This is a genomic window from Halorussus aquaticus (genome assembly GCF_024218795.1).
GTDB classification, from domain to species: domain Archaea; phylum Halobacteriota; class Halobacteria; order Halobacteriales; family Haladaptataceae; genus Halorussus; species Halorussus aquaticus.
In genome coordinates this window covers 1944949-1967584 of record NZ_CP100400.1, presented here as the reverse complement: position 1 = coordinate 1967584, position 22636 = coordinate 1944949, and the positions used below count along the sequence as shown (strand labels likewise).

The window sequence follows — 22636 nt, the reverse complement described above, 5'->3', positions numbered from 1 at the left end:
AACCGCAAGACGGCAGTCGAATCGCCGAGACGGCCCGTACGCCGAGACTAGCAAGGCTTAAACGGAAGAACCCGCAACGTATCGAACAAGATGGCGAGCAACAAGATTCTGGGCATCGACCTCGGCACCACGAACAGCGCGTTCGCGGTCATGGAGGGCGGCGACCCGGAGATTATCGTCAACAGCGAGGGCGACCGCACCACGCCCTCGGTCGTCGCCTTCGACGACGGCGAGCGCCTCGTCGGGAAACCCGCCAAGAACCAGGCGGTTCAGAATCCCGAACGCACGATTCAGTCCATCAAGCGTCACATGGGCGAGGAGGATTACACCGTCGAGATAGACGGGGAGGACTACACTCCCGAGCAGATCTCGGCGATGATCCTCCAGAAGATAAAGCGCGACGCCGAGGAGTACCTCGGCGACGACGTCGAGAAGGCGGTCATCACGGTCCCCGCCTACTTCAACGACAAGCAGCGTCAGGCGACCAAGGACGCCGGCGAGATCGCCGGGTTCGAGGTCGAACGCATCGTCAACGAACCGACCGCCGCGTCGATGGCGTACGGACTGGACGACGAGTCCGACCAGACCGTCCTCGTCTACGACCTCGGGGGCGGCACCTTCGACGTGTCCATCCTTGACCTCGGCGGCGGCGTCTACGAGGTCGTCGCCACCAACGGTGACAACGACCTCGGCGGCGACGACTGGGACGAGGCCATCATCGACTACCTCGCCGACGAGTTCGAGAACGACCACGGCATCGACCTCCGCGAGGACCGACAGGCCCTCCAGCGCCTGAAGGACGCGGCCGAAGAGGCCAAAATCGAACTCTCCTCTCGGAAGGAGGCCGACATCAACCTCCCGTTCGTCACGGCGACCGACTCCGGTCCGGTCCACCTCGAAGACAGCATCACTCGCGCGAAGTTCGAGAGTCTGACCTCGGACCTCATCGAGCGCACCGTCGGCCCGACGGAGCAGGCGCTCGAAGACGCGGGCTACTCGAAGAGCGACATCGACGAGGTCATCTTGGTCGGCGGTTCGACCCGGATGCCACAGGTCCAAGAGCAGGTCGAGGAGATGACCGGCCAAGAGCCGAAGAAGAACGTCAACCCCGACGAGGCCGTCGCGCTCGGCGCGGCGATTCAGGGCGGGGTCCTCTCGGGCGACGTGGACGACATCGTCCTGCTCGACGTGACGCCGCTCTCGCTCGGTATCGAGGTCAAGGGCGGTCTCTTCGAGCGTCTCATCGACAAGAACACCACGATTCCGACCGAGGAGTCGAAGGTGTTCACCACGGCCGCGGACAACCAGACCTCCGTGCAGGTTCGTGTCTTCCAGGGCGAGCGCGAAATCGCCGAGGAGAACGAACTGCTCGGCGAGTTCCAACTGACGGGCATCCCGCCTGCTCCGGCCGGAACGCCCCAAATCGAGGTCGGATTCAACATCGACGAGAACGGCATTGTCAACGTTACGGCCGAGGACCAGGGCTCGGGTAACTCCGAGGAGATCACCATCGAGGGCGGCGCGGGTCTCTCCGACGAGCAGATCGAGCAGATGCAGGAAGAAGCCGAGAAACACGAAGAGGAGGACCAACAGCGCCGCGAGCGCATCGAGGCCCGCAACGAGGCCGAGAGCGCGGTCCAGCGCGCCGAGACCCTGCTCGACGAGAACGAGGAGAACGTAGACGACGACCTCCGCGAGGACATCGAGACGGAAATCGAGAGCGTGCAGGAGGTCCTCGGAGACGAGGACGCCACGAAGGAGGACCTCGAAGACGCGACCGAGAGCCTGAGCGACGCGCTGCAGGAGATCGGCAAGCAGATGTACCAGCAGCAGGCCCAAGCCGGTGCTGGCGGTGCGGGCGCAGGTCCCGGCGGCGCAGCAGGCGCTGGACCGGGCGGCATGGGCGGTCAGGCCGGACCCGGCGGTGCTGGCGCTGGCGACGACGAGGAGTACGTCGACGCCGACTTCGAGGACGTGGACGACGACGAGGAAGGCGAACAGTAGCGACCAACGACGAGTCTCACTGAGACGACTCCTGCGGACTTTCGTTTTCTCGCGTTCTGTGCGGTCGCGACGACTCGGATGGTCGCCCCGTTATCGGTTCGTCTCGGCTGTACTCCGGCCAGCGTTCTCCGGGGCAGAGCGACGCTACCGAGCGGACGAAAAGAGCGTTCTCTATCGCGCGATTACGGCTCGGCGGCGACCGAGTCGTAACACCAACTTCCGCAGATGGGTGCAGTACAGCCCTGCGTCCCTACGTCGGATTGCGTAGTGACGGAACTGCCTTGCGCGGGCATGCAGTCGTCGGTGCCGACGTCAGCGGCGGAGACGCCGCCACTACCGGCGGTGACGAGGCACAGTGCGAGTACGAGCGTGATAGCGAGTCGTTTGATATCCATTGTCTACCACTCACCAGTAATTTTTGTTCTAGATTTATAAATTTTACTTACACGAAAACGTGAACGCCCTCGGTCGAGCGGACAGATACGAGGTTCGACCCAGAATAAGCGACGCACGCGCGATTCGCTCGCTTCGCGTCGGGTTCGTAGGAACCCGGTCCCCTCAAGTGGCAGACCCGATTACGAAGGCAAAGGAAGTGCTGACCGGCGAGGAGAAGCGACGAGTGGGGTTCGCGGTCCCCGAGTACTCTCGGGGACGACACTGTTCTAACAGCAGACGCAACAGAAGTGACAGCCGTCGGGCTGACAGCACCCACAGCACGTCGTTCCGCTCGGACAGTCGTAGTGGTCGTCGGTCGTCGGTCCGTCGGTGTCGTTGACGGTGTAGAACCGCTCACCGCTTTCGGGGAAGAGTCCGACGTTCAGCACTTCGTCACCGTAATCGCGCACGAGTACGATTTCGGGCCGAACCGCGCCGTCGATTCGTCGGGCAGTGAACTTGACGCCGTCGAGAGTGTCGCCAGCGGCCGGGTCCTCCAGTTCCGCGAGGTCGAGGTCCGCGGCCGAGTGGCTATCGAGGTACCCGTCGGCGGCGACTTCTGCCAGCAGGTCCTCGTGGTCGCGGAACGCGTCTCGGACTGCCTCCGGCGAGCGATACTGTGCGGTGACGGCGCGTTCCTGCATGCGGGAGACGTCGGTCGATGGGCCTCTCTCGCTCGCGCCAGCGAGACCGGAGACCCCGACTATCGAACCGACGGCGGCCAAGACACCGCCGACGACGCTTCGGCGGGACGCCGAGGTCTCGGTTACGTTTCCGAACGTCGCGCGTTCGAGCAGCGATTGCTTGCTCGGTGGAGCATCTGATGACATTGCACGAAAATTGTTATCTTTAAAATATTTATAATATGTGCCTAATTATTTGCAACATATAGTGTCGGCGGTTGCGGCGGACACGCCGACGACGGTGGCCTCCCCGCCGACCGAGGGACTCGCTGTCGGTCTAACCCGCGTTTTTAAAGTGGGTCAGTCGCATATCAACGGATAACGAATGAGCGAGGATTTCTACGACATACTCGGCGTGAGTCGGGACGCCGACGAGGACGAGATAAAATCGGCTTACCGCGACAAGGCGACCGACTACCACCCCGACGTGAGCGACGACCCGAACGCCGAAGAGAAGTTCAAGAAGCTCCAGAAGGCGAAGGAAGTGTTGACCGACGAGGAGAAGCGCCAAGCCTACGACCAGATGGGCCACGAGCGCTTCGAGCAGGCCGAGAAGCGCGGCGGCTTCGACGGCGGCGCTGGCGGCGCTGGCCGCGGCGGTATGGGCGGCGGCGGCCCGTTCGGCGGTGGAATGGGCGGTCAAGGCGGCATGGGCGACATCTTCGAGCAGTTCTTCGGCGGCGGCGGTCGCGGCCGCCAGTCCAACCGGCCACAGAAGGGACAGGACCTCCGGACGCGCCTGACCATCGACCTCGAAGACGCCTACGAGGGCGTCCAGAAGCAGGTCAGCGTCCGGCGGCCCGAGCGCTGTGACGACTGCGACGGCGAGGGGCACCCGCCGGGAACCGACTCACACACCTGTGAGGAGTGTAATGGCCGCGGACAGGTCACGCAGGTCCAGCAGACCCCGCTCGGCCGCGTCCAGCAGACCCAGACCTGTCGCCACTGCGGCGGCGAGGGCGAAATCTACGCCGAGACGTGTTCGACCTGCGGCGGCGACGGCACGGTCCGGCGGGAGGCCACCCTCTCGGTCGAAGTCCCCGCCGGTATCCAGTCGGGCCAGAGCCTCCAGATGGAAGGCGAGGGCGCGCCCGGCCCGAACGGCGGGCCGAACGGCGACCTGCTCATCGAAGTCGAAGTCGAGGACCACCCCGACTTCGAGCGCGACGGCGACGACCTCCACCGGCAGGAACCCATCTCGTTCCCGCAGGCGACGTTCGGCGACACCGTCGAGGTTCCGACCCTCGACGGGACCGTCGAGATGGACGTGCCCGCCGGAACCCAGAGCGGCGAAACCTTCCGCCTGAAGGACAAAGGAATGCCGCGCCTGCGGCGGCGGGGGCAGGGCGACCTCTACGTCCAAGTGCAGGTCGTGACGCCCTCCGACCTCAATCAGGAGCAGGAGGAGGCGCTGGAGCAGTTCGCCGAGGCCGGTGGCGAGGAGGTCAGCGTGGACGAGGGCTTCTTCGAGAAGATAAAGAACAGCCTCTGAAGCCACGCTCTTTCGAGCGCCTTCGACGACAGTTCCGGTTCTTCGAGTCGAGTTCCGTTCCAGAGTAGCGTAGACTACTCTCCGGACAGCGACCGATGTATCGAGCCGCCGAGAGTTTATACCGAAAAGCGCGACCAACTGGTGGCGTGTCTCGACCCGAGCGAGTTCGCCTCGGCGCTCCGTGGTCACCCCGCGACAGGCCACCGATTTTTGTCCCCGGACTTCGTACGTTCGACCGATGCCGCCAGCGCCGAAGTACCCGTCGTTCGCCGCCGTCACGATGTTCGTCCTCGGACTGCTCATCGTCCTCGCGCGGGCCTCGCAAGCGATGTTCGAGGACCCCGAAACGGCCGACGACCGACCTGCAACCGACGAGGCGGAGTCTCGCGTTCCCGCGACCGGCGCGGCCCGCATCGAGCAACACGCCGACACCGGGAAGAAACGACACGAGCGCAGAATCCTCGGCGACGAGTCGGACCCGTGGAGCGACGAGACCGGTCGGAGCGGCGAAGACTCGCCGTGGGGCGAGAACCGGGCCGAAGCCGACGCCCGGCGAGCGCGAGAACCGACGACCGAGGATTCTCCTCCCGAGGCAGTGTCCGAGGAGCGGGCGGGCGGCGCGCAGGACGACGTGAACGTCTCGACCAGCGCACTGTTGGCGAACGTCGCGTTCAGCCAAGGACTGCTCGGTGCGGCAATCGTCGCCGCGGCGTGGCTCGCCGACGTTCCCCTCGCCGCGCTCGGCGTCCGCCTCGGCGACCCGTGGAGCGTCGGTCTCCCCGCCGTCGGGGTCGGGGCGGCGGTCGGCGTCGCGCTGTACGCCGCCAACGAACTGAGTACGACCGTCGCGGACGCCGCGGGCGTCGACTACTCCGAGGGTCTCCGGGAGGCGCTCGCGCCCGACACGCTCGGCGGGTGGGCGGTGCTGCTGGTGGTCGTCCTCCCCGTCATCGCGGGTTTCGAGGAACTGCTGTTCCGCGCGGCGCTCGTCGGCGCGTTCGCCACGGGGTTCGGTGTCTCGCCGTGGTTGCTCGCGGCGTTCTCGACGGCGGCGTTCGCCGTCGGTCACGGCGCACAGGGACCCGGCGGGGTCGCAGTCACCGGACTCCTCGGGTTCGCGCTGGCGGCCGCGTTCGTGCTCTCGGGGAGTCTGCTGGTCGTCGTCGTCGCCCACTACCTCGTCAACGCGCTGGAGTTCGTCGTCCACGAAGGTCTCGGCGTCGAGTGGACGTGAGAACAATTTTACCAGTTCCGGAAGTAGCTCGAACCGACAGTGAACTCCGACCCGTCACCCCGCGACACGACCGCCGCCGACGAGTCAGCGGAGACCCCCGCGAGAGACGGATTCTTCGGCTTCCTAGTCGGTCTCTACGCCGCGACACTGGTCACCCCGGCGGTGCTCGTCGGGGTCGCGCTCCGGACGGCGGCCGGACCCGGCGTCCTGTTCTTCGTCCTCCTCGGCACCGCAGTCGTCGTGGCCGGGGCGGTCGGACGTGTCGCTCGTCGAGAGTCGCTGGCCGTCCGTCTCGGGGCGACGCGCTGGGTGTGGGCCGCGATAGTCGTCCCTCTCGCGTACCTCGCGTTGCCGCTCGTCGCGGCCCTCACCGGTAGCACCCTCCCCGGCCCGGTGGGTCTCGTCGCAACCCTCGCGGCGATGTTCGGTCTCGTCGGCGGCATCGGTGTCGTCGCGGCGTCGCACAACCGACACGTGAAGGCGGTCCTCCGCGACGCTCCGGCGGAGGTCGAGTTCGACGCCCGCGCGCCGGAGCGCGACAGAGTGCGCGCGAAGCGGGCGGCGGGCGGCCTGTTCGTCGCCGGTGTACTCGGTTTCGGGGTCGGGATACACTTCGACTTCGACCCGCTCCGCTGGCTGTTCCAGATACTCGTCCCGATGGCGGCGGGACTCTACGGCGCGACGAACGAGCGCGAGGTCCGGATCTCGAAGGCGGGACTGGTAACCGGGAGTCCGGTCCACAAGCGGTTGCGCCCGTGGTCGGCCTACGAGAGCTACGACGTGACCGAGACGGCCATCGTCGTCCGGCGTTCGGGGTGGTCACCTCGGGGAGTCCGGGACGTACGCCGGGACCCCGACGACGTGGACGACCCCGAAGCGGTCGCGGCGGCGCTGGACCGATTCCTCCCGCGGCGGGATTAGGTCCGGCGATAGTTCCGCTCGGGAGCGAACAGACGCCCGAGGGTGCGGTGAGGAAGCAAACTACTTTGCGGACCCCCGCAACATTTGCCACACGGAGGACACCATGGATACGCTCGAAGACGTGGACGAGGTCGTCCACGAACCCAGCGAGGAGTTCGTGGAATCGACGAACGTCTACCAGTTCATGCAGGAGTACGGCATCGAGGACTACGACGAGTTGATAGACCGGACCACCACCGAGATGTCGGGGGTCGAGGAGTCCGGCGTGGAGTGGTTCTGGGACGAGATGGTCGAGTACCTCGGCATCGACTTCTACGAGGACTACGACGGGGTCCGGGACGATAGCGGGGCGCGGAGCGCCCCGGAAAACGCGAGCGGTGAAACCGCGAGCCGCGGGGGCCCGCAGTTCTCGGAGTGGTACCCCGGCGGCGAACTCAACGTCGCGCACAACGTGGTGGACCGCCACGCCGCGCCGGACAGCGAGACCCGGAACAAGGTCGCCTGCCTCTGGGAGGGCGAGGACGGCGAGGTCCGGGAGATTACCTTCCACGAACTCCACCGCCAGTCCAACAAGGTCGCCAACGCCCTCGAAGAGCGCGGCGTCGGGGCGGGCGACACGGTCGGTCTCTACATGCCGATGGTGCCCGAGGTCATCTCCATCCTCTACGGCGCGTTCAAGGTCGGCGCTATCGCGGTGCCCATCTTCTCCGGGTTCGGCGTGGACGCCACCGCGACCCGTATCGAGGACCCCGAGTGTTCGGTGCTGTTCACCGCCGACGGCTTCTACCGGCGGGGCAGCGAGGTGTCTCTGAAGGGCACCGCCGACGAGGCCATCGAACAGGCGGGCCACGTCGAACACACTATCGTCTACGATAGATTCGGAACGCGCGAACGAGGCGGCGACGAGACCGCTATCCCGTGGGTAGACTCCCGCGACGAGTGGTGGGACGACGCCGTCGAGAGCCAGTCCGACGAGTACGAGACGAAGTCGCTCGACTCCTCCGACGAGTCGATGCTGCTGTACTCCTCGGGGACCACCGGCAAGCCGAAAGGCATCGTCCACACCCACGCCGGTGCCCTGATGCAGGCCGCCAAGGAGATTTACTTCGGCTTCGACCACAAGCCCGAGGACCGCTTCTTCTGGGTCAGCGACATCGGGTGGATGATGGGGCCGTGGACGCTCATCGGCAACCACGCCTTCGGCGGCACCGTCTTCATGTACGAGGGCGCGCCCGACCACCCCGAACCCGACCGCTTCTGGGAGATGATAGACCGCCACGGCATCTCGACGTTCGGTATCTCACCCACGGCGATTCGCGCGCTGCGGAAGTACGGCGACGAACACGTCGAGAAGCACGACCTCTCGACGCTCCGCCTGCTCGGTTCGACGGGCGAACCGTGGGACCCCGAGAGTTGGCAGTGGTTCTACGAGAAGGTCGGCGGGAGCGAAGCGCCCATCATCAACATCTCGGGCGGCACCGAGATCATGGGCTGCTTCCTCATGCCGATGCCCATCCAGTCGCTCAAGCCCTGCACGCTCGGCGGTCCCGGTCTCGGGATGGACATCGACATCGTGAACTCGCAGGGCGAGTCCATCGCCGACACCCACGAGCGCGGGTTCCTCGTCGCGCGAGACTCCTGTCCCTCGATGACCAAGAGCCTCTGGTCGGGCGACGAACGTTATCTCGACGAGTACTGGTCCACGTTCGAGGACCCGCCGCTGTGGGACCACGGCGACTGGGCGCAGAAGGACGAGGACGGCTTCTGGTTCCTCCACGGCCGCGCCGACGACGCCATCAACGTGGCGGGCCGGAAGGTCGGTCCCGCGGAGGTCGAGGGCGCGCTCATGGACCACGACGCGGTCAATCAGGCCGCCGCCGTGGGCGTCCCCGACGACACCACCGGGCAGGCCGTGGTCGCCTACGTCGTCCTCGAAGACGGCGTGGAGGCGAGCGACGACCTCCGCGAGGCACTCCGCGAGCAGGTCGGCGACGAACTCGGCAAGCCGTTCCGGCCGCGCGAAGTACTGTTCGTCTCGGAGTTCCCCAAGACCCAGTCGGGCAAGATTATCCGACGCGCCATCGAGGCCACCTACACCGGCGAGGACTTGGGCGACATGTCCTCCATCGAGAACCCCGAGGCGCTGGACGACCTCGAAGCGGCGGAGTGACCGCCCGCGAGCGACTCGTCGCCCGATTCGTCGCGCCGACTCGACCGGAAACCGACTACCGATTCCGACTGACGGGGAAGTCCACTCTGTCGGGATGCTCGTTTAGCGACGACAGGATTCGGTCGTAGAGTTCGTTCCGGACCTGCGTGCCGCGCTTGGGATGGACCAGATACCGCAGTCGAAGGTCCACCCACGACTCCTCCTGTCGGACGTTCACCGTCGGCCCGTCCCGGACTTCGAGTTCGACCGGCGTCTCGTCGAGTCGCTCGCGGTACTGTCGTATCTGGGACCGCATCTCCTCGCCGAGCAGCTCCTCGGCCTCTCGTTCCATCACGGCCTTGGTGAACGCGAGGTCGGTCTCGTAGGCGACCTGCACGCCCAGTTCGTTCCAGACGTACGGGAACTCCTCCCACGAGTAGTTGTAGACGTGCGAGGAGAGGACGACGCTGTTCGGTAGCGTGATGGTCCGTCCCGACGGCTGGTTGGAGGAGACCAGTTCGCCGTTTATCTCCCAGAGCGTCGTCACGAAGAAGTCCACGTCCACCACGTCGCCCTTCGACCCCTCGATGGCGACCCGGTCGCCGACGTGGTACGGGCGCTTGACGACGATGTAGAACCACCCGATGAGCGAGAACAGCGGTTGCTGGAGCGCGAACGTGACCGCGAAACCGACCACGCCCAGCGAGAACAGCACGCCGACCCACTGGGCGGTCAGGACGCCGAAGATGGCGACCGCCGTGACGGCGACGAAGACGAGTCGCAACACGTTCCGGGCGTCGTGTCGGCGGCGCTTGCTCGTCGTTCGCTCCACGACCGCCTCGAACGTGAGGCTGTAGACGCCGTAGGCGGCCGTGACGATGGCTCCGACGAGCAGGGCCTTCGTCAGCACGTCCACCACGGGCAGACCGGAGACGGTGAGAGGAGCGAAATCTAACTTGGCGACGACGCCCGCCGCGAGCGCGAGAACGACGGCCGAGAGCAGGGAGAGACGCTCGACGGAGCGGAGCATGGTGGCCGACTCGGACGACGCGGGTAAAACTCTTCGCAAGTCGGTCGTGGAGAGACGGCCGTACGAACTGCCGAATCGAGCGACGACTACCGTGAGCCACCGTTCCCGGGTTAGTCAGGCGCAACTCGTCACGACCTCGACCGTCGCGTTCGCCTCGACCCGGACCGCCGTCGTACACAGGTCGTCCTGCCCACTGATTTCGAACGACTCCGGTTCTCGGTCGTCCACCGCGACGCGGAGTCGGTACTCGCTGCCGCGTTTCGTCGTTCCGTCGAACGAGACGCGTTCGGCAGAACCGAGGCGGACGCTCCGCTCGAAGGAGACCGACCCGTTCGCGGCGACGATTCTGAGGTCGACGGTGTGATTCGTGTCGTCGTCGTTCGAGACGCGGAGGTCGTCCATCGGCGGTGGCGACTGACCGAACCCGAGGAACCCGAACGCCACGACCGTGCCGACGAGGACCGCGAAGACGAGGAAAAGCAGGGCCAATCCCTTCCAGAACACCGAGTCGGCCATCGCCGAAGAGTCGGCGGAGCGGAGTGATAAGCTTTCTGCCAGCTCACTCGAACAGCTTCTTCTCGCGGTCTATCGACTCGATTTTCGCCACGTCCTCGGCGTCGAGGTCGAGGTCGAGCGCCGCGAGATTCTCCCGGAGGTGGTCGTCGCTGGCCGACCGCGGAATCGGGACGACGTTGTCCTTCTCCGCCAGCCACGCCAGACTGACCTGCGCGGGCGTCGCGTCGTGCTTCTCGGCGACGTCCCGAACCTCGGGGAGGTCGAACGCCTCGCCCTGCGCGAGCGGCGAGTACGCCACGAGCGCGTAGTCGTGACGCTGTGCGTCGGCGAGCAGGTCCGCCTGCCGGTAGAGGGGGTGCATCTCCACCTGATTCGCCGCGAGGGGCGCGTCGAGAATCTCGCGGGCCTCGGCCACCTGTTCGGCGTCGAAGTTGCTCACGCCCACGGCGCGGACCCGGCCCTCGTCGCGGAGTCGGTCGAACGCCGACAGCGTCTCCTCGGGGTCGTAGGTGTCGATGGGTCGGTGGACGTAGAGCAGATCGACGTACCCGACGCCGAGTCGGTCGAGGCTCTCGCGCGTGCTGGCGAGCACGTCCTCGTGCGCGAGGCTGTCTGCCCACACCTTCGTCGCCAGCGAGAGGTCCGCGCGCTCGACGGGGGCGCGCTCGGCCCCGCGACCCACGACGCCCTCGTTCTCGTATATCTGGGCGGTGTCGAGGTGTCGATACCCAGTCTCTATCGCCGCCGCGATGCGCTCGGCGTCGTCGATACCCATCGTCCCGAGTCCGATGTTCGGCTCCGGTCGGAGCAGTTCGTCGCTCATACCTCGACGTTCGCGCCCGGGTAGTTAGTCCAACCGAACGTCGGCGGGACCGAGGACGCCTCCCTCCTCGGGCGCGTCGCCCTGCGCGACGGCGAAGTCGCCCGTCGCGTCGTCGTCCGGGAGGAGAACCGCCGCGCCAGCGAGCAGGGGCGCGACCACGCCCGCAACGACCGTTCCGGGGACCGAGAACGGAGCGCGGACCGCCACCTCGTCGCCGGGCGCGAGTTCCCAGTCGTCGGCGACCCTGCGGGCCGCCGCGAGGACCTCGGCGTGCGAGAACTCGCGGACGGCGTCGGCGGGTGACCCGTCGCGCTCGTCGCCAGCCACGATTGCGACCGTCTCCGGGTCGATGGGCGTGTCGGGGAACGAGGGGTTCTCGCTCCACACGTCGCGCTCGAAGTGCGCGACCGCGGGGTCGTCGGGCGGCCCGCCGTAGGCGACGCGCTGGGTCCCCGGCGACACGTCGTAGTCACCGATTTCGTCGCGGGGGGCGACGACGAGGCGAGCGTCGAAGCCGTCGGCGTCTCCGCCGGAACTGTCGGAGAGGCCGAACCGCGTCTTCGCACCTAACAGCGCCGCGCCGAGAAACGAGAAGACGGTCTCGGGTTCGGGGTCGTCCGCGACCGCCACGGTCGCCCCCTCGTGGACCCCGCGCCTGCGCCAGTAGTTGCCGGTCTTCCACGCCGTGTTACAGAACCGGCGGTAGTCGTAGTGACGGTTCCCTCGGGGCGCGACGAGCGCGGGGTCGTCGGACCGCCGGTCCCGGGCCACGATGTCGCCGAGTGCGTCCATGGTCGGGGGGTTAGACCAGTGCGCGAAAAGGGATGTCGGTTCGACGGACCGTCCGAGGGTTCGAGCGAGGTCCGAATCCGGACGGCCGTCAGGCGATTCCGATGCTCGACTCGTCACTCCGCGACGCTGGCCTCGTCCTCGAACTCGATTTCGGTGTCGGCGTCGTCCGCAGACAGCAACGACCGCACCGCAATCGATCCGCCGGTTACGACGCCGACCCGCGTAGCGAACCGCTCGCCGCCAAGTTTGCGCACCAACAGCGTCACGACGGCGAACACGACCAGCCCCTTCAGGAGGCTCTTCTTGAGTGCCATATCAGTCCGAAAGACAGGTCGCGTCCAAGATATGTTTGTCGCTTCCGAGGGCGGGCGACGACCCACGGAACCGCCGTGGCCCTTCTCTCCGGATACCGAAGCACGGCGGCCGCTCCGAGGGAGTCGCGATAATCGAAAGAAGCGAAATCAGAAGAACGCTACTGCGGACTCGGACTGCCGGTTCCCGAGCGACCGACGTCGTGTTCGAGTGCGGACCCGGTGATGTTCTTGAGGCGGTCCACGAGACCGTCCTTCTCGGGTTCGCCCGCGAGCGCCACGTCGAGGACCTCGCTGATGTGGGAGACGGGGATGATCTCGATCTGCTCCTCGTACTCCTCCTCTATCATCACGTCGTCCTCGTTGGCCGCGGGGATGATGACGCGGTCGAGTCCGGCCTTCGCGGCGGCCTCGATCTTGTGCGTGACGCCGCCGACCGGGAGCACGTCGCCCCGGACCGAGAGCGACCCTGTCATGGCGAGGTCCTGCGCGACCGGGATGTCCTCCAGCGCCGAGATGACGGCCGTGGCGACCGTGATGGACGCCGAGTCGCCGTCCACGCCCTGCTGTCCGGCCTGCACGAACTGGATGTGAACGTCGCGTTCGGTGATGTCCTCGTCACTGAACTTCTTGATGATGGCCGAGACGTTCTGGACCGCCTCCTGAGCCATCTCCTTGAGTTGACCGGTGGCGATGACTTCGCCCGGTCCCTGCGAGGGGGTCACCTCGGCCATCACGGGCAGGACGATACCGGAGTCCTGACCCATCACGGCGAGACCGTTGACCCGGCCCACGACCTCACCCTTGCTGACGGTGAGTTCGTAGTCCTTCCGGCGCTCGATGTAGTCGTCGGCGACCTGTTGCTCGATGGACCGACTCCGGCGCTTGGCCTGCAGCACGTCCTCGCGACCGGTGTAGTCCTTGTTCGCGGCGCGGGCGATGTCGCCCGCCACGCGGACCAGACCGCCGAGGTCCCGGAGCTTCAGCGTGAGGTGGTCCTTGCGGCCCGACCGGCGCTGAGCCTCGAGGATGACCTCCTCGACCGCCTCCTCGTTGAAGTGGGGCAGGCGGCCGTCCTTCTCGACTTCCTGAGCGATGAACCGGGTGTACTTCCGGCGCATCTCCGGGGTGTCGTCGATGGTGTCGTCCATGTACACCTCGTACCCGTACCCCTTGATGCGCGACCGGAGCGCCGGGTGCATGTTCTCCATCGCGTCCATGTTCCCCGCGGCGATCATGATGAAGTCGCAGGGGACCGGTTCGGTCTGGACCATCGCGCCCGAGGAGCGCTCGGACTGGCCCGTGATGGAGAACTCGCCCTCCTGAATCGCGGTCATCAGCTTCTGCTGGGACCGGATGTCGAGGGTGTTGATCTCGTCCACGAACAGCACGCCCTTGTTGGCCTTGTGGATGGCCCCGGCCTCCACGCGGTCGTGGCTCGGGGTCTCCATCCCGCCGGACTGGAAGGGGTCGTGGCGAACGTCGCCCAGCAGGGCGCCCGCGTGGGCACCCGTGGCGTCCTCGAACGGCGCGGCGGACTCGTCGGCGTGATTGACCAGCAGGTTCGGAATCATCGCGTCGTTCCCCCGCGACCCGTAGCGGAAGGCGAGGTAGATGACGCCAGCCGCGAGGATACCCAGCAGCGGCCGGGTAGCGATGAGCAGCGAGTAACCCACCACGATAGCGATGATGACCCACATGAGGAACGACCGCATCTGGTTGCGCTTGCGGGCTTCCTCTTTGTGGGCGTCGATTATCTGTTCACCCTTCCCGGCCGGGACGGTCCGAACTTTGGGTTCGTTACCGTCGTCGGGGTTGTGATAGACGAGAACGTCCTGAAGGTCCTCCTTCGGCAGGAGTTCGCTCATCGCCTTCGCCAGCATCGACTTACCCGTCCCGGGCGTCCCGATCATCATCACGTGGCGGCGCTGCTTGGCCGCCTTCTGGACCACGTCCCGAGCGTGGTCCTGTCCGATGACCTGGTCTACCAGTCGGTCCGGAATCTCGATTTCGTCGGTACTCTCGATCTCCAGTCCGCCGAGCAGATCGTCCTCGACCGCGGCCTCGTCTTCGACGTCGGGTTCGACGTCGCTACCGAGGTCCTCGAATCCCGAGTCTTGTTGCTCGGTCGTCTGCTCCGGCGACGGAGCTTCGTTATCGGTGTCCTTACTCATAGAGCTGTCCTGTGCGTATCTGGAATGAAGGCTGGAGAACTGATATACTTTCTCCCTCGATTCGCCAGCAGAGGCCGCGTCGAAACCGCAGAGAGAGCCGCCGAGAAGTTCGTTTCCGCCGGACGCTCCGTCTCGCCACCCTTATAAAACCTCACGGTGCAACGATAGGTATGACTCGCGGGTTCTACATCGGTCGCTTCCAGCCGTACCACAACGGCCACCACAACGTGGTCCAGAGCATCGCCGAGGAGGTAGACGAGTTGGTGCTGGGCATCGGGAGTGCGGGCGACTCCCACAGCCAACACGACCCCTTCACCGCGGGCGAGCGAATCATGATGATCACCAAGTCGCTCGTGGACTCGGACCTCGTGACCTACGCCGTGCCCATCGAGGACTTAGACCGAAACTCCGTCTGGGTCAGCCACGTCCAGAGCATGAGTCCCGACTTCGACGTGGCGTACTCGAACAACCCCCTCGTCATCCAACTCTTCGAGGAGGCGGGCGTCGAGGTGCGCCAGTCGCCGATGTACAACCGCGACGTGTTGGAGGGCACGGAAGTCCGCGACCGGATGATCGAAGGTGGCGACTGGGAGAGGTTGGTCCCGGACGCCGTGGTCGAAGTCGTGGAGGAGACCGGCGGTCTGGAGCGGATTCAGCGCGTGAGCGACTCGGACAGCAACGGGGAGTGAGCGAGCGGTAGGCGTGTCGATGGGCACGCCGGTTATGCCCGTTCGTCCGATAGATGCTACATGGACTACGGCGACCTCCGCATCGATTACGAGTCACACTCCAACGTCCGAGAACTGCTCGACTGCCTCGTCTTCGCGCTCGAAAGCATCAGTCTGGAGTTCGAGAGGTGGGACGCGCGGCACGTGAAAGGCCCCGGTCTCTACGTCGCCGTCGTGACCGGGCCGACAGTGGCCGAGTTCGCCGACCCGATGGGGAGCAACCACTGGCCGGTGAACCGGTGTCGGACCGTCTGTGACAGGCTAGATGGCTTCTACGAGACCGCACGTGACGTCGCCCGAACCCGGGACGGTGCCGTCGTCGTCAGCGTGGACGACGTGATTCAGCGCCAGATGGTGCGGTTCCGGGACCTGCGGTCCGACGATTCCGGCCCGTCGAGCGCGGAGACCGCTGACTACGAGGACTGGATGGGTGCGCGTCACATGAGCGCGCTCGACACGTCGGCGCGCCCGAACGTCGTCTCGACGCTGACGCTCAGCGAGGAGACAGGGCGCGTGACGGTCTTCCAGCGGGGGACGTTCGAGACGGACACGCGGGCGGAACTCGGCGGCGAGTGGAACGCCAGGACCAATCAGTGAGCCACGACTCGACGGAGACGTCTCCGTCGAACGCTCGGACGTGAACGAGGAGTCGGAAGTCCCCGGTATCGCCGTCGAACGAGTCGAGAGGCTCTCCTTCTGCCTGCGCGTTTCGAAGACCGGCGTTCCAATCGCTTTTACTGAACCGGCACTGAACTGCCGGATATGATAACGCTCGCTTCGGACTTCGGGACGCCCTACCCGGCCGCGATGAAGGGCGTGGTGCTACAGCGAACCGACGCGCGACCGGTGGACGTCGGCCACGACTTCCCCCGGCAGGACGTGCGGACCGCGGCGTTCTGGCTTCGTGAGGTCCTGCCCTACTTCCCGCCCGCGGTCCACCTCGTCGTCGTGGACCCCGGCGTCGGCACCGAGCGCGCGGCGCTGGCGGTCCGGGCGGGTGACCACGCGCTCGTCGGTCCCGACAACGGCGTCCTGCTCCCGGCCGCCCGCGAGTTGGCCGCGCGTGAGGGCGACGAGATGGAGGTCTTCGAGGTCGAGTACGCCGACCCGGCTAGCTCCACGTTCCACGGACGGGACGTGTTCGCGCCCGCCGCGGCAGAAATCCACGAAGCGGGCGTCGCGAACCTCCACGAGCGCGAGGACATCGTCCTCACCGGCGAGTACGAGGACCTTCGCTTTCCGGAGCCATCGCTCGACGGCGAGACGGCGGTCGGCGAGATTCTCGTCGTGGACGGGTTCGGCAACGCCGTCACCAACCTCCCCGGCGAACTGCTGGACGGGCGCGAGGAGGTCAGCGTCGGCGGCGAGTCCGCGCCCGTTGCGCGGGCCTACGCCGAGGTCGGACCGGGCGAGCGACTCGTCACGGTCGGGAGCCACGGAAACGTGGAGTTGGCGGTGAATCGCGGCCGCGGGGACGAGGCGTTCGGCGTCTCGGTCGGCGACGAAGTGCGAGTGGAATAACGACGCTCAGAGTTCCCTCTCGACGACGTATCCCCACCGCTCCATCGATTCGGACTCGTAGAAATCGAGCGCGGCGTCGTTACCCTCCCTGACCGCGAGCGCGACGTACTCGCAGTCGCGGTCCGAGGCCCACGATTCCACGAACGAGAGCAGTTCCGCGCCGTGCCCCTCACCGCGGTGGCTCTCGTCCACCACGAAGTCGTGTACCCACGCGTGACGGGCGTGGTGGAGGACGCGCTGGACCGAGACTCCCGCGACGGCGACGAGCCGTTCGCATTCCGACGCCGATTCGTCGTCCGCCTCGGCGAGCAGACCGAACAGTCGATAGTCGTCCTCGTCGGCCCACGAACGGACGAACTCCTCGTCCGCGTCAGTCCAGAGTTGGCGCATAATCGGGAGCGCGGCGGTCCACTCCGCCTCGGTGGTCAGTTCCTCGACGCGGGTCTCGACCATGCGAAGGCCGTCGGAGCGCGGCCAGAAGGACGTTTCGCCGGTTCGTGACTCGCCTGCGGTCCGCACCGGTCGTCGGTCAGGCGCGGTCGCCGACCTCGTTGTCGTACCTGGACGCGACGCTGACGAGCGTGAAGAGAACTGCCAGCACGCTCGCGGTCACGAGCATGCCGAACGCGGCCATCGACAGCGGCGTCATGCCGAACGAGACCACGCCCAACAGGTCCATCGTCACGGCGCGCTCCTGACCGGACGCGCCGACGACCGCGCCGATACCGCCCGCCACGAGGACGACGACGACCGCCACCGCGGCGAAGATGGGGCGACTGGAGATACGGGACTCAGTGCTCACGGTCGGTGGTTCGGACTCGCGTCGATTAGGGCTATCGGTACTGGTTCAGGCGCTCCTTGAGGTCCCGCGCGGCCGCCTCGGCGGCCTCGTCGAAGGCCGCCTCGGAGTCCTCCCCGGCGAAGATGATGCCCCGCGTGGAGTTGACCAGTCCCGCGCCGTTCGCCGCGGTGGCGTGGGTCGCGGCGGCCTCGACGTCGCCGCCCTGCGCGCCGACGCCGGGGACGAGAAACGGGAGGTCGGGCACGCGCTCGCGGACCGAACGGAGTTCGTCGGGGGTGGTCGCGCCGACGACGAGACCCACGTTCCGGTTGCCCTCCGCGCTCCACTCGCTGGCGAGGTCCGCCACGCGCTCGTAGACGAGGTCGCCGTCGGCGAGTTCGAGTTCCTGCACGTCCGCGCCGCCGGGGTTCGAGGTCCGACAGAGGAGGAAGCATCCGGCCGTCTCGCGGTCGAGGAACGGCGCGAGCGCGTCCCGACCGAGGAAGGGGTTGAGCGTGATGGCGTCCACCGAGTCCAGCACCGTCGCGTACTGTCGGGAGGTGTTGCCGATGTCGGCGCGCTTGGCGTCGAGCAGGACCGGAACCCCGGCGGCGCGGGCGTGTTCGACCGTCTTCTCCAGCGCCCGCCACCCGTCGGCGTCCTCGTAGAACGCGGCGTTGGGCTTGAACACCGCGGCGTGGTCGGCAGTCGCGTCGATGATTCGGCGGTTGAACTCCCAGCGCGGCAGGTCGGCGTCCCGTACCTCGTCGGGCAGGCGGTCGGGGTCGGGGTCCAGTCCCACCGACACGATGCTGTCGATTTCGGCGATTCGGTCGGCGAGTCGGTCGAAGAACGCGGTCATTGGTCCGGATTTCGCGGGTGCGGATACAAAAGCGTCGAATTCGCGCCGACGGGAGCGGTATCGCGGTCTCGGGTACGACTCGTCTCCGACTTCTACCGAGCGGACCGCCGCCTCCCGAGGGTTCAAAAGGGATTCCGACCAATCTCCTGCCATGAGAGCCTTCGCCCCCGGAAGCGTCACCGCCGTCTTCGCGCCCGCCGAGACCGCCGACCAGTCGAAGGGCGCGAGCGTCGCCATCGCTGACGGCGTCCTCGCGGACGTGACGCGCTCTGACCGACGAGACGCCGACGGACCGGGCTCCGACGAACCGAATGGCGACGAGTCGGTAGTCACCGTAGAGGGTGAACCGACCGATTTCGAACCCGTGGAACTGGCGCTCCGTGAACTCGGGGTCTCGTCCGAGCGGAGCGACGACGAGGCTCGTCGGGAAGCATCGGGGACCGACGGCGTCGCGGCCCGCGTGGACCTCACTCCGGAGGTGCCTATCGGCCGGGGATTCGGCGCGAGCGGGGCCGCCACCCTCGCCACCGCCATCGCCGCGAACGCGGAGTTCGGACTGGGCCGCTCGCGCGAGGAACTGGTCGAAGTCGCCCATCGCGCGGAGGTCGAGGCCGGGACCGGACTCGGCGACGTGTTCGTCCAGAACCGCGGCGGTCTGGTCGTCGGCGACGGCGGCGACACCCGGAAGTACGACCGCGAGACGCCCATCGAATACGCCAGTTTCGGTCCCATCGCCACCGAGGAGGCGCTTGCCGACGACGACCTGATGGCCACCGTCGCGCGGGAGGGGTCGGCCGCCCTCGACGCGCTCCCCGACGACCCTTCGCTCGCGCGTCTGACCCGCGAGGCGTGGGACTTCGCCGAGGCCATCGACCTGCCGACCGACGAGGTTCGGGCGACGGTCGCGGACGTGGAGGCCGCGGGTGGGACCGCGAGCATGGCGATGGTCGGCGAGACGGTGTTCGCCGTGGGCGCGGAGGGCGTCCTGCCGAACCGGACCGAGGTTTCCCCGGAGGGGGCGCAACTGCGCTGAGCGCTGGCGGAGACAGCCACCGACATTAAGCGTCTCGTCGTCTTCGTACGAGGTCCGAAAGCAATGAGCGTGAATCTGAAACCCGTCGAGGAGCAGGTGATGGTAATCACCGGCGCGTCCTCGGGTATCGGCCTGACGACCGCCCGGATGGCCGCCGACCGCGGGGCACGGGTAGTCCTCGCGGCGCGGAGCGAGGACGCGCTGCGGGAGTTGACCGACGAAATCGCCCGGAACGGCGGCGAGGCCACCTACGTCGTCGCCGACGTACGCGACCGCGACGACGTGCGCAAAATCGCCCGAGTGGCGCGCGAGACCTACGGTGGCTTCGACACGTGGGTCAACGTCGCGGGCGCGTTCCTCTACGGCAAACTGGCCGACACGCCGGTCGAGGACATGCGCGAGCAGTTCGAGACGAACGTCTGGGGACTGCTGTACGGGTCGCTGGAGGCCGCCGACCACCTGAAGGAACGCGGCGGCGCGATACTCAACGTCGGGAGCGTCGCGTCCGACCGCGCGCTTCCGCTTCAGGGGAGTTACTCGGCGTCCAAACACGCGGTCAAAGGCTTCACCGACGCCCTGCGGATGGAACTGGAGCAGGAGAACGCTCCCGTGTCGGTGACGCTGGTCAAACCGGCCTCCATCGACACGCCGTACTCGGACCACGCGAAGAACTACATGGACGAGGAGGCGACGCTCCCGCCGCCCATCTACTCGCCGGAGACGGTGGCGCGGGCGATTCTCGACGCCGCGGAGCGGCCCCAGCGCGACGTGTACGTCGGCGGGGGTGCCAAGGGGATGGCGGCGCTGGGATACTACGCGTCGGGCCTCTTGGACACCGTCATGGAGAAACTGTTCGTCCCGATGCAGAAGAAAGAGTCTCCTGCGCGCCCGGACGGGCCGAACAACATCGACGCGCCGACCGGCGACCTCGAAGAGCGCGGCGACTACGACCGCCACGTCTCGGAGACGAGCGCGTACACCGCGGCGTCTCAGCGTCGGAGTCTGACCGGCGTCGCGGTGGCGGGTCTCGGGGCGGTCGGTCTGGCGCTGTACGCGCGCTACAGGTCGGGGCGTGACGGCGACACGAGACGCGGCGACGACAGCGAGACGGGCGAACGAGCGACAGAGAGACGGACCGTCGAGACGGCACCGCGGACTCGGCGGTAAAACGAATAGACCGCGGTCGAGGGACCGAAAAGATTGCAGTCGAGACCTACTCGGCGGCGATGACGTCGTCGATGCGGGCGATCATGGTCGCGGCCTCGGTCGCCGACTCGACCGCCTCGCGTTTGACCGCGGCGGGGTCGAGGACGCCCGCTTCGACGGGGTCGCCGACCTCGCCGTGTTCGCCCTCGGCGATGATTCCGGCTCGACCCTCCTCGCCCTCGTTCCCGGCGCGGAGGTCCACGAGACCGTCGATGGGGTCCATGCCGGTGTTCTCTGCGAGCGTCCGCGGGAGCACGTCCACCGCGTCGGCGAACGCCTCGACCGCTAGCTGTCTGCGGCCTTCGACGCTCGCGGACTCCTCGCGGACGCGGTTGGCGACGGCGATTTCGGTCGCGCCCGCGCCGGGCACCACGCCGCCGGTGTCGAGCGCCGCGGTCACCACGTCGAGGGCGTCCTCCAGCGCGCGGTCGAGTTCGTCCACCACGTGGTCGGTACCGCCCCGGATGAGCATCGTGACCGCTTCGGCGGCCGCGCCGCCCTCCACGAACGCGAGGTCGTCGTCGCCGAACGTCCGGACGCGGACGGTCTCGGCCTCGCCGAGGTCCGCGTCCTCGATGTCCGCGACCTTCGAGGTCCGACCCGCGCCGGTGGCGGAGGCGATGGCCTTCGCCTCGTCGTCGTCCACGTTCTCGAACGCGAGGACGCCCGCGTCGGCGAGGTACGCCCCGGCGCGGTCCTCGATGGAGTCGGTCGAGAAGACCACGTCCACGCCCGCCTCGGAGAGCGCGTCGGCGTACTCCCGCAGTTCGCGGTCCTCGGCGTCCACAGCGGCGGTCAACTGATCGACGCTCTCGACGTTGTACTCGGCGTCGATTTCGGTCTCGCGCACGCCGAACTTCTCGTCCACGACCGCTATCGTGGCGTCCCCGACTTCGCCGGGCATGTTCGCGTGGACCGCTTCGGCGTCGCTGATGACGCCCTCTACGAGTTCGGTCGCCGACGACGACGCGCCGGTCTGTGTGTGGACGCGGACGTTGTCGCGGACGACGCCCTCGTCGCCTTCGACGTGGCGGACCGCCCGGACCACGGCGTCGGCCAGTTTCTCCGTGGTCACGTCGCCGGTCCCCTTGCCCGTCATGCTGGACTCGGCCACGTCGCGCAGCAGGTCGTCGTCGAGTTCGTCGTCGAGGACCAGACCGTCGATGGCCTCCACGGCGATGTCGCGGGCCTGCGCGTACCCCTCGACTATCGTGGTCGGGTGTACGTCGTCGTCGAGCAAGTCCTCGGCCTTCGAGAGCAGTTCGCCCGCGAGTACCGCCGCCGTCGTCGTCCCGTCACCAACTTCGTCCTCCTGTGCTTCCGCGACTTCGACGATCATCTGGGCCGCGGGGTGTTCGATGTCCATCGTCCCGAGGATGGTCGCGCCGTCGTTCGTGATGGTCACGTCGCCGGTGTCCGTCACCAACATCTTGTCCATCCCGCGAGGCCCGAGCGTGGTTCGAACCGCCTCGCTGACCGCCTTCCCGGCGGAGATGTTCGACGACTGCGCGTCTCTCCCTTGCGTTCGCTCGGTGTCCTCGGCGAGGACGAACATCGGTCTGCCGCCCATGCGTCGCTGTCCGGACTGTGAATCTGCCATGGTTACTCCCCGTCTATAAGATGTTTGAACTTCTATATAAATGTTGCTCCGGGCTCAGAAGCAGTCTGATTTACGTATGTATTCGAACGCCGACGTGGTCTCCGTGCGACAGTATCACGGGGCATTTTCGATTGAGGGAAAATATTTTGTATTTCTCAAAATGGAAGTCGGCCTAAGACCGCCTACTTTTTTGTAATAGCGGTTCCTCCAACCGGACGAGCGAACCCCGAATATGTCAGACAATATCTCCAAGTACGACGTAGGCGAATTTGAAGCGTCTACCACGGACGCCGACTACGAAGCGCGATCGACCGATTTCTCCGGTGCGAACGACCGCCTCT

At 66.8% G+C, this 22636-nt stretch carries 22 protein-coding genes; 10 read left to right on the top strand and 12 right to left on the bottom strand.

The genetic code is table 11. The annotated features are described in order from the left end of the window. Positions 1 to 90 precede the first annotated feature (90 nt). A complete protein-coding gene (gene dnaK / locus NGM06_RS10130) occupies positions 91 to 2004 on the top strand; it encodes a molecular chaperone DnaK (protein ID WP_254266846.1) in 1914 nt (637 codons plus the stop codon). A 182-nt stretch (positions 2005 to 2186) separates the two neighbouring features. Here dnaK and NGM06_RS10125 read toward each other — a convergent pair whose 3' ends face one another. Further along, on the bottom strand, positions 2187 to 2399 hold the full coding sequence (locus NGM06_RS10125) for a hypothetical protein (RefSeq protein ID WP_254266845.1): 213 nt from the start codon (positions 2397 to 2399) through the stop codon (positions 2187 to 2189). Positions 2400 to 2666: 267 nt separating this feature from the next. Then, complete coding sequence (locus NGM06_RS10120; protein ID WP_254266844.1) at positions 2667 to 3269, bottom strand: hypothetical protein; 603 nt, start codon at positions 3267 to 3269, stop codon at positions 2667 to 2669. Between the two features lie 178 nt (positions 3270 to 3447). Here NGM06_RS10120 and dnaJ point away from each other — a divergent pair, with 178 nt between their 5' ends. The 4 genes from dnaJ to NGM06_RS10100 all read left to right on the top strand — a co-directional run bounded on the left by dnaJ (position 3448) and on the right by NGM06_RS10100 (position 8939). Next, the gene (gene dnaJ, locus NGM06_RS10115; RefSeq protein WP_254266843.1) at positions 3448 to 4614 is read left to right on the top strand and encodes a molecular chaperone DnaJ; all 1167 of its coding nucleotides are present in this window, start codon (positions 3448 to 3450) and stop codon (positions 4612 to 4614) included. A 238-nt stretch (positions 4615 to 4852) separates the two neighbouring features. Then, positions 4853 to 5848 carry a CPBP family intramembrane glutamic endopeptidase gene (locus NGM06_RS10110; protein WP_254266842.1) on the top strand — a complete coding sequence of 332 codons (996 nt, stop codon included), beginning with the start codon at positions 4853 to 4855 and terminating at the stop codon, positions 5846 to 5848. 39 nt (positions 5849 to 5887) lie between these two features. Beyond that, positions 5888 to 6769, top strand: coding sequence for a hypothetical protein (locus tag NGM06_RS10105; RefSeq protein ID WP_254266841.1), 882 nt, complete (start codon positions 5888 to 5890; stop codon positions 6767 to 6769). 103 nt (positions 6770 to 6872) lie between these two features. Continuing rightward, complete coding sequence (locus NGM06_RS10100) at positions 6873 to 8939, top strand: AMP-binding protein (RefSeq protein ID WP_254266840.1); 2067 nt, start codon at positions 6873 to 6875, stop codon at positions 8937 to 8939. A 55-nt stretch (positions 8940 to 8994) separates the two neighbouring features. Here the strand turns inward: NGM06_RS10100 and NGM06_RS10095 are convergent, their stop codons facing one another. The 6 genes from NGM06_RS10095 to lonB form a co-directional block, all read right to left on the bottom strand. Further along, positions 8995 to 9948, bottom strand: a complete 954-nt coding sequence (locus tag NGM06_RS10095; RefSeq protein WP_254266839.1) for a mechanosensitive ion channel family protein — start codon at positions 9946 to 9948, stop codon at positions 8995 to 8997. Between the two features lie 114 nt (positions 9949 to 10062). Continuing rightward, on the bottom strand, positions 10063 to 10464 hold the full coding sequence (locus NGM06_RS10090; RefSeq protein ID WP_254266838.1) for an Ig-like domain-containing protein: 402 nt from the start codon (positions 10462 to 10464) through the stop codon (positions 10063 to 10065). Positions 10465 to 10507: 43 nt separating this feature from the next. Beyond that, positions 10508 to 11287, bottom strand: a complete 780-nt coding sequence (locus NGM06_RS10085) for an aldo/keto reductase (RefSeq protein WP_254266837.1) — start codon at positions 11285 to 11287, stop codon at positions 10508 to 10510. A 24-nt stretch (positions 11288 to 11311) separates the two neighbouring features. After that, positions 11312 to 12079 (bottom strand): acyl-CoA synthetase family protein, encoded by a 768-nt coding sequence (locus NGM06_RS10080; protein WP_254266836.1) that lies wholly within the window; start codon positions 12077 to 12079, stop codon positions 11312 to 11314. Between the two features lie 113 nt (positions 12080 to 12192). Further along, the gene (locus NGM06_RS10075) at positions 12193 to 12393 is read right to left on the bottom strand and encodes a hypothetical protein (RefSeq protein WP_254266835.1); all 201 of its coding nucleotides are present in this window, start codon (positions 12391 to 12393) and stop codon (positions 12193 to 12195) included. A gap of 158 nt (positions 12394 to 12551) precedes the next feature. After that, entirely contained in the window at positions 12552 to 14564 is a 2013-nt protein-coding gene (gene lonB / locus NGM06_RS10070; protein ID WP_254266834.1) for an ATP-dependent protease LonB, read from the bottom strand. Positions 14565 to 14734: 170 nt separating this feature from the next. Between lonB and NGM06_RS10065 the strand changes: the two genes are divergently transcribed. From NGM06_RS10065 to NGM06_RS10055, 3 genes are all read left to right on the top strand, one after another. Next, positions 14735 to 15253: a nicotinamide-nucleotide adenylyltransferase gene (locus NGM06_RS10065; protein ID WP_254266833.1), complete on the top strand. Its 519-nt coding sequence runs from the start codon at positions 14735 to 14737 to the stop codon at positions 15251 to 15253. A 60-nt stretch (positions 15254 to 15313) separates the two neighbouring features. Continuing rightward, entirely contained in the window at positions 15314 to 15889 is a 576-nt protein-coding gene (locus NGM06_RS10060; protein WP_254266832.1) for a diadenylate cyclase, read from the top strand. 165 nt (positions 15890 to 16054) lie between these two features. Then, positions 16055 to 16813: an SAM hydrolase/SAM-dependent halogenase family protein gene (locus tag NGM06_RS10055; RefSeq protein WP_254266831.1), complete on the top strand. Its 759-nt coding sequence runs from the start codon at positions 16055 to 16057 to the stop codon at positions 16811 to 16813. A 6-nt stretch (positions 16814 to 16819) separates the two neighbouring features. Here NGM06_RS10055 and NGM06_RS10050 read toward each other — a convergent pair whose 3' ends face one another. The 3 genes from NGM06_RS10050 to pyrF form a co-directional block, all read right to left on the bottom strand. Then, on the bottom strand, positions 16820 to 17266 hold the full coding sequence (locus NGM06_RS10050; protein WP_254266830.1) for a GNAT family N-acetyltransferase: 447 nt from the start codon (positions 17264 to 17266) through the stop codon (positions 16820 to 16822). Between the two features lie 76 nt (positions 17267 to 17342). After that, positions 17343 to 17615, bottom strand: a complete 273-nt coding sequence (locus NGM06_RS10045) for a DUF7520 family protein (protein WP_254266829.1) — start codon at positions 17613 to 17615, stop codon at positions 17343 to 17345. A 31-nt stretch (positions 17616 to 17646) separates the two neighbouring features. After that, positions 17647 to 18456 carry an orotidine-5'-phosphate decarboxylase gene (gene pyrF / locus NGM06_RS10040; protein ID WP_254266828.1) on the bottom strand — a complete coding sequence of 270 codons (810 nt, stop codon included), beginning with the start codon at positions 18454 to 18456 and terminating at the stop codon, positions 17647 to 17649. 151 nt (positions 18457 to 18607) lie between these two features. On the opposite strand from pyrF, the gene NGM06_RS10035 reads away from it, so the two are divergent. After that, the gene (locus NGM06_RS10035; RefSeq protein ID WP_254266827.1) at positions 18608 to 19489 is read left to right on the top strand and encodes a GHMP family kinase ATP-binding protein; all 882 of its coding nucleotides are present in this window, start codon (positions 18608 to 18610) and stop codon (positions 19487 to 19489) included. Between the two features lie 63 nt (positions 19490 to 19552). Continuing rightward, positions 19553 to 20656 (top strand): SDR family oxidoreductase, encoded by a 1104-nt coding sequence (locus NGM06_RS10030; protein WP_254266826.1) that lies wholly within the window; start codon positions 19553 to 19555, stop codon positions 20654 to 20656. A gap of 46 nt (positions 20657 to 20702) precedes the next feature. On the opposite strand, the gene thsA is transcribed toward NGM06_RS10030, so the two are convergent. Beyond that, entirely contained in the window at positions 20703 to 22265 is a 1563-nt protein-coding gene (thsA, locus tag NGM06_RS10025; RefSeq protein WP_254270016.1) for a thermosome subunit alpha, read from the bottom strand. Positions 22266 to 22636 lie beyond the last annotated feature (371 nt).

Excerpts from the sequence above, each read along its gene's own strand:
- dnaK (WP_254266846.1), top strand. The coding sequence starts at position 91 with ATGGCGAGCAACAAGATTCTGGGCATCGACCTCGGCACCACGAACAGC.
- NGM06_RS10125 (WP_254266845.1), bottom strand. The coding sequence starts at position 2,399 with ATGGATATCAAACGACTCGCTATCACGCTCGTACTCGCACTGTGCCTC.
- NGM06_RS10120 (WP_254266844.1), bottom strand. The coding sequence starts at position 3,269 with ATGTCATCAGATGCTCCACCGAGCAAGCAATCGCTGCTCGAACGCGCG.
- dnaJ (WP_254266843.1), top strand. The coding sequence starts at position 3,448 with ATGAGCGAGGATTTCTACGACATACTCGGCGTGAGTCGGGACGCCGAC.
- NGM06_RS10110 (WP_254266842.1), top strand. The coding sequence starts at position 4,853 with ATGCCGCCAGCGCCGAAGTACCCGTCGTTCGCCGCCGTCACGATGTTC.
- NGM06_RS10100 (WP_254266840.1), top strand. The coding sequence starts at position 6,873 with ATGGATACGCTCGAAGACGTGGACGAGGTCGTCCACGAACCCAGCGAG.
- NGM06_RS10095 (WP_254266839.1), bottom strand. The coding sequence starts at position 9,948 with ATGCTCCGCTCCGTCGAGCGTCTCTCCCTGCTCTCGGCCGTCGTTCTC.
- NGM06_RS10090 (WP_254266838.1), bottom strand. The coding sequence starts at position 10,464 with ATGGCCGACTCGGTGTTCTGGAAGGGATTGGCCCTGCTTTTCCTCGTC.
- NGM06_RS10085 (WP_254266837.1), bottom strand. The coding sequence starts at position 11,287 with ATGAGCGACGAACTGCTCCGACCGGAGCCGAACATCGGACTCGGGACG.
- NGM06_RS10080 (WP_254266836.1), bottom strand. The coding sequence starts at position 12,079 with ATGGACGCACTCGGCGACATCGTGGCCCGGGACCGGCGGTCCGACGAC.
- NGM06_RS10075 (WP_254266835.1), bottom strand. The coding sequence starts at position 12,393 with ATGGCACTCAAGAAGAGCCTCCTGAAGGGGCTGGTCGTGTTCGCCGTC.
- lonB (WP_254266834.1), bottom strand. The coding sequence starts at position 14,564 with ATGAGTAAGGACACCGATAACGAAGCTCCGTCGCCGGAGCAGACGACC.
- NGM06_RS10065 (WP_254266833.1), top strand. The coding sequence starts at position 14,735 with ATGACTCGCGGGTTCTACATCGGTCGCTTCCAGCCGTACCACAACGGC.
- NGM06_RS10060 (WP_254266832.1), top strand. The coding sequence starts at position 15,314 with ATGGACTACGGCGACCTCCGCATCGATTACGAGTCACACTCCAACGTC.
- NGM06_RS10055 (WP_254266831.1), top strand. The coding sequence starts at position 16,055 with ATGATAACGCTCGCTTCGGACTTCGGGACGCCCTACCCGGCCGCGATG.
- NGM06_RS10050 (WP_254266830.1), bottom strand. The coding sequence starts at position 17,266 with ATGGTCGAGACCCGCGTCGAGGAACTGACCACCGAGGCGGAGTGGACC.
- pyrF (WP_254266828.1), bottom strand. The coding sequence starts at position 18,456 with ATGACCGCGTTCTTCGACCGACTCGCCGACCGAATCGCCGAAATCGAC.
- NGM06_RS10035 (WP_254266827.1), top strand. The coding sequence starts at position 18,608 with ATGAGAGCCTTCGCCCCCGGAAGCGTCACCGCCGTCTTCGCGCCCGCC.
- NGM06_RS10030 (WP_254266826.1), top strand. The coding sequence starts at position 19,553 with ATGAGCGTGAATCTGAAACCCGTCGAGGAGCAGGTGATGGTAATCACC.
- thsA (WP_254270016.1), bottom strand. The coding sequence starts at position 22,265 with ATGGGCGGCAGACCGATGTTCGTCCTCGCCGAGGACACCGAGCGAACG.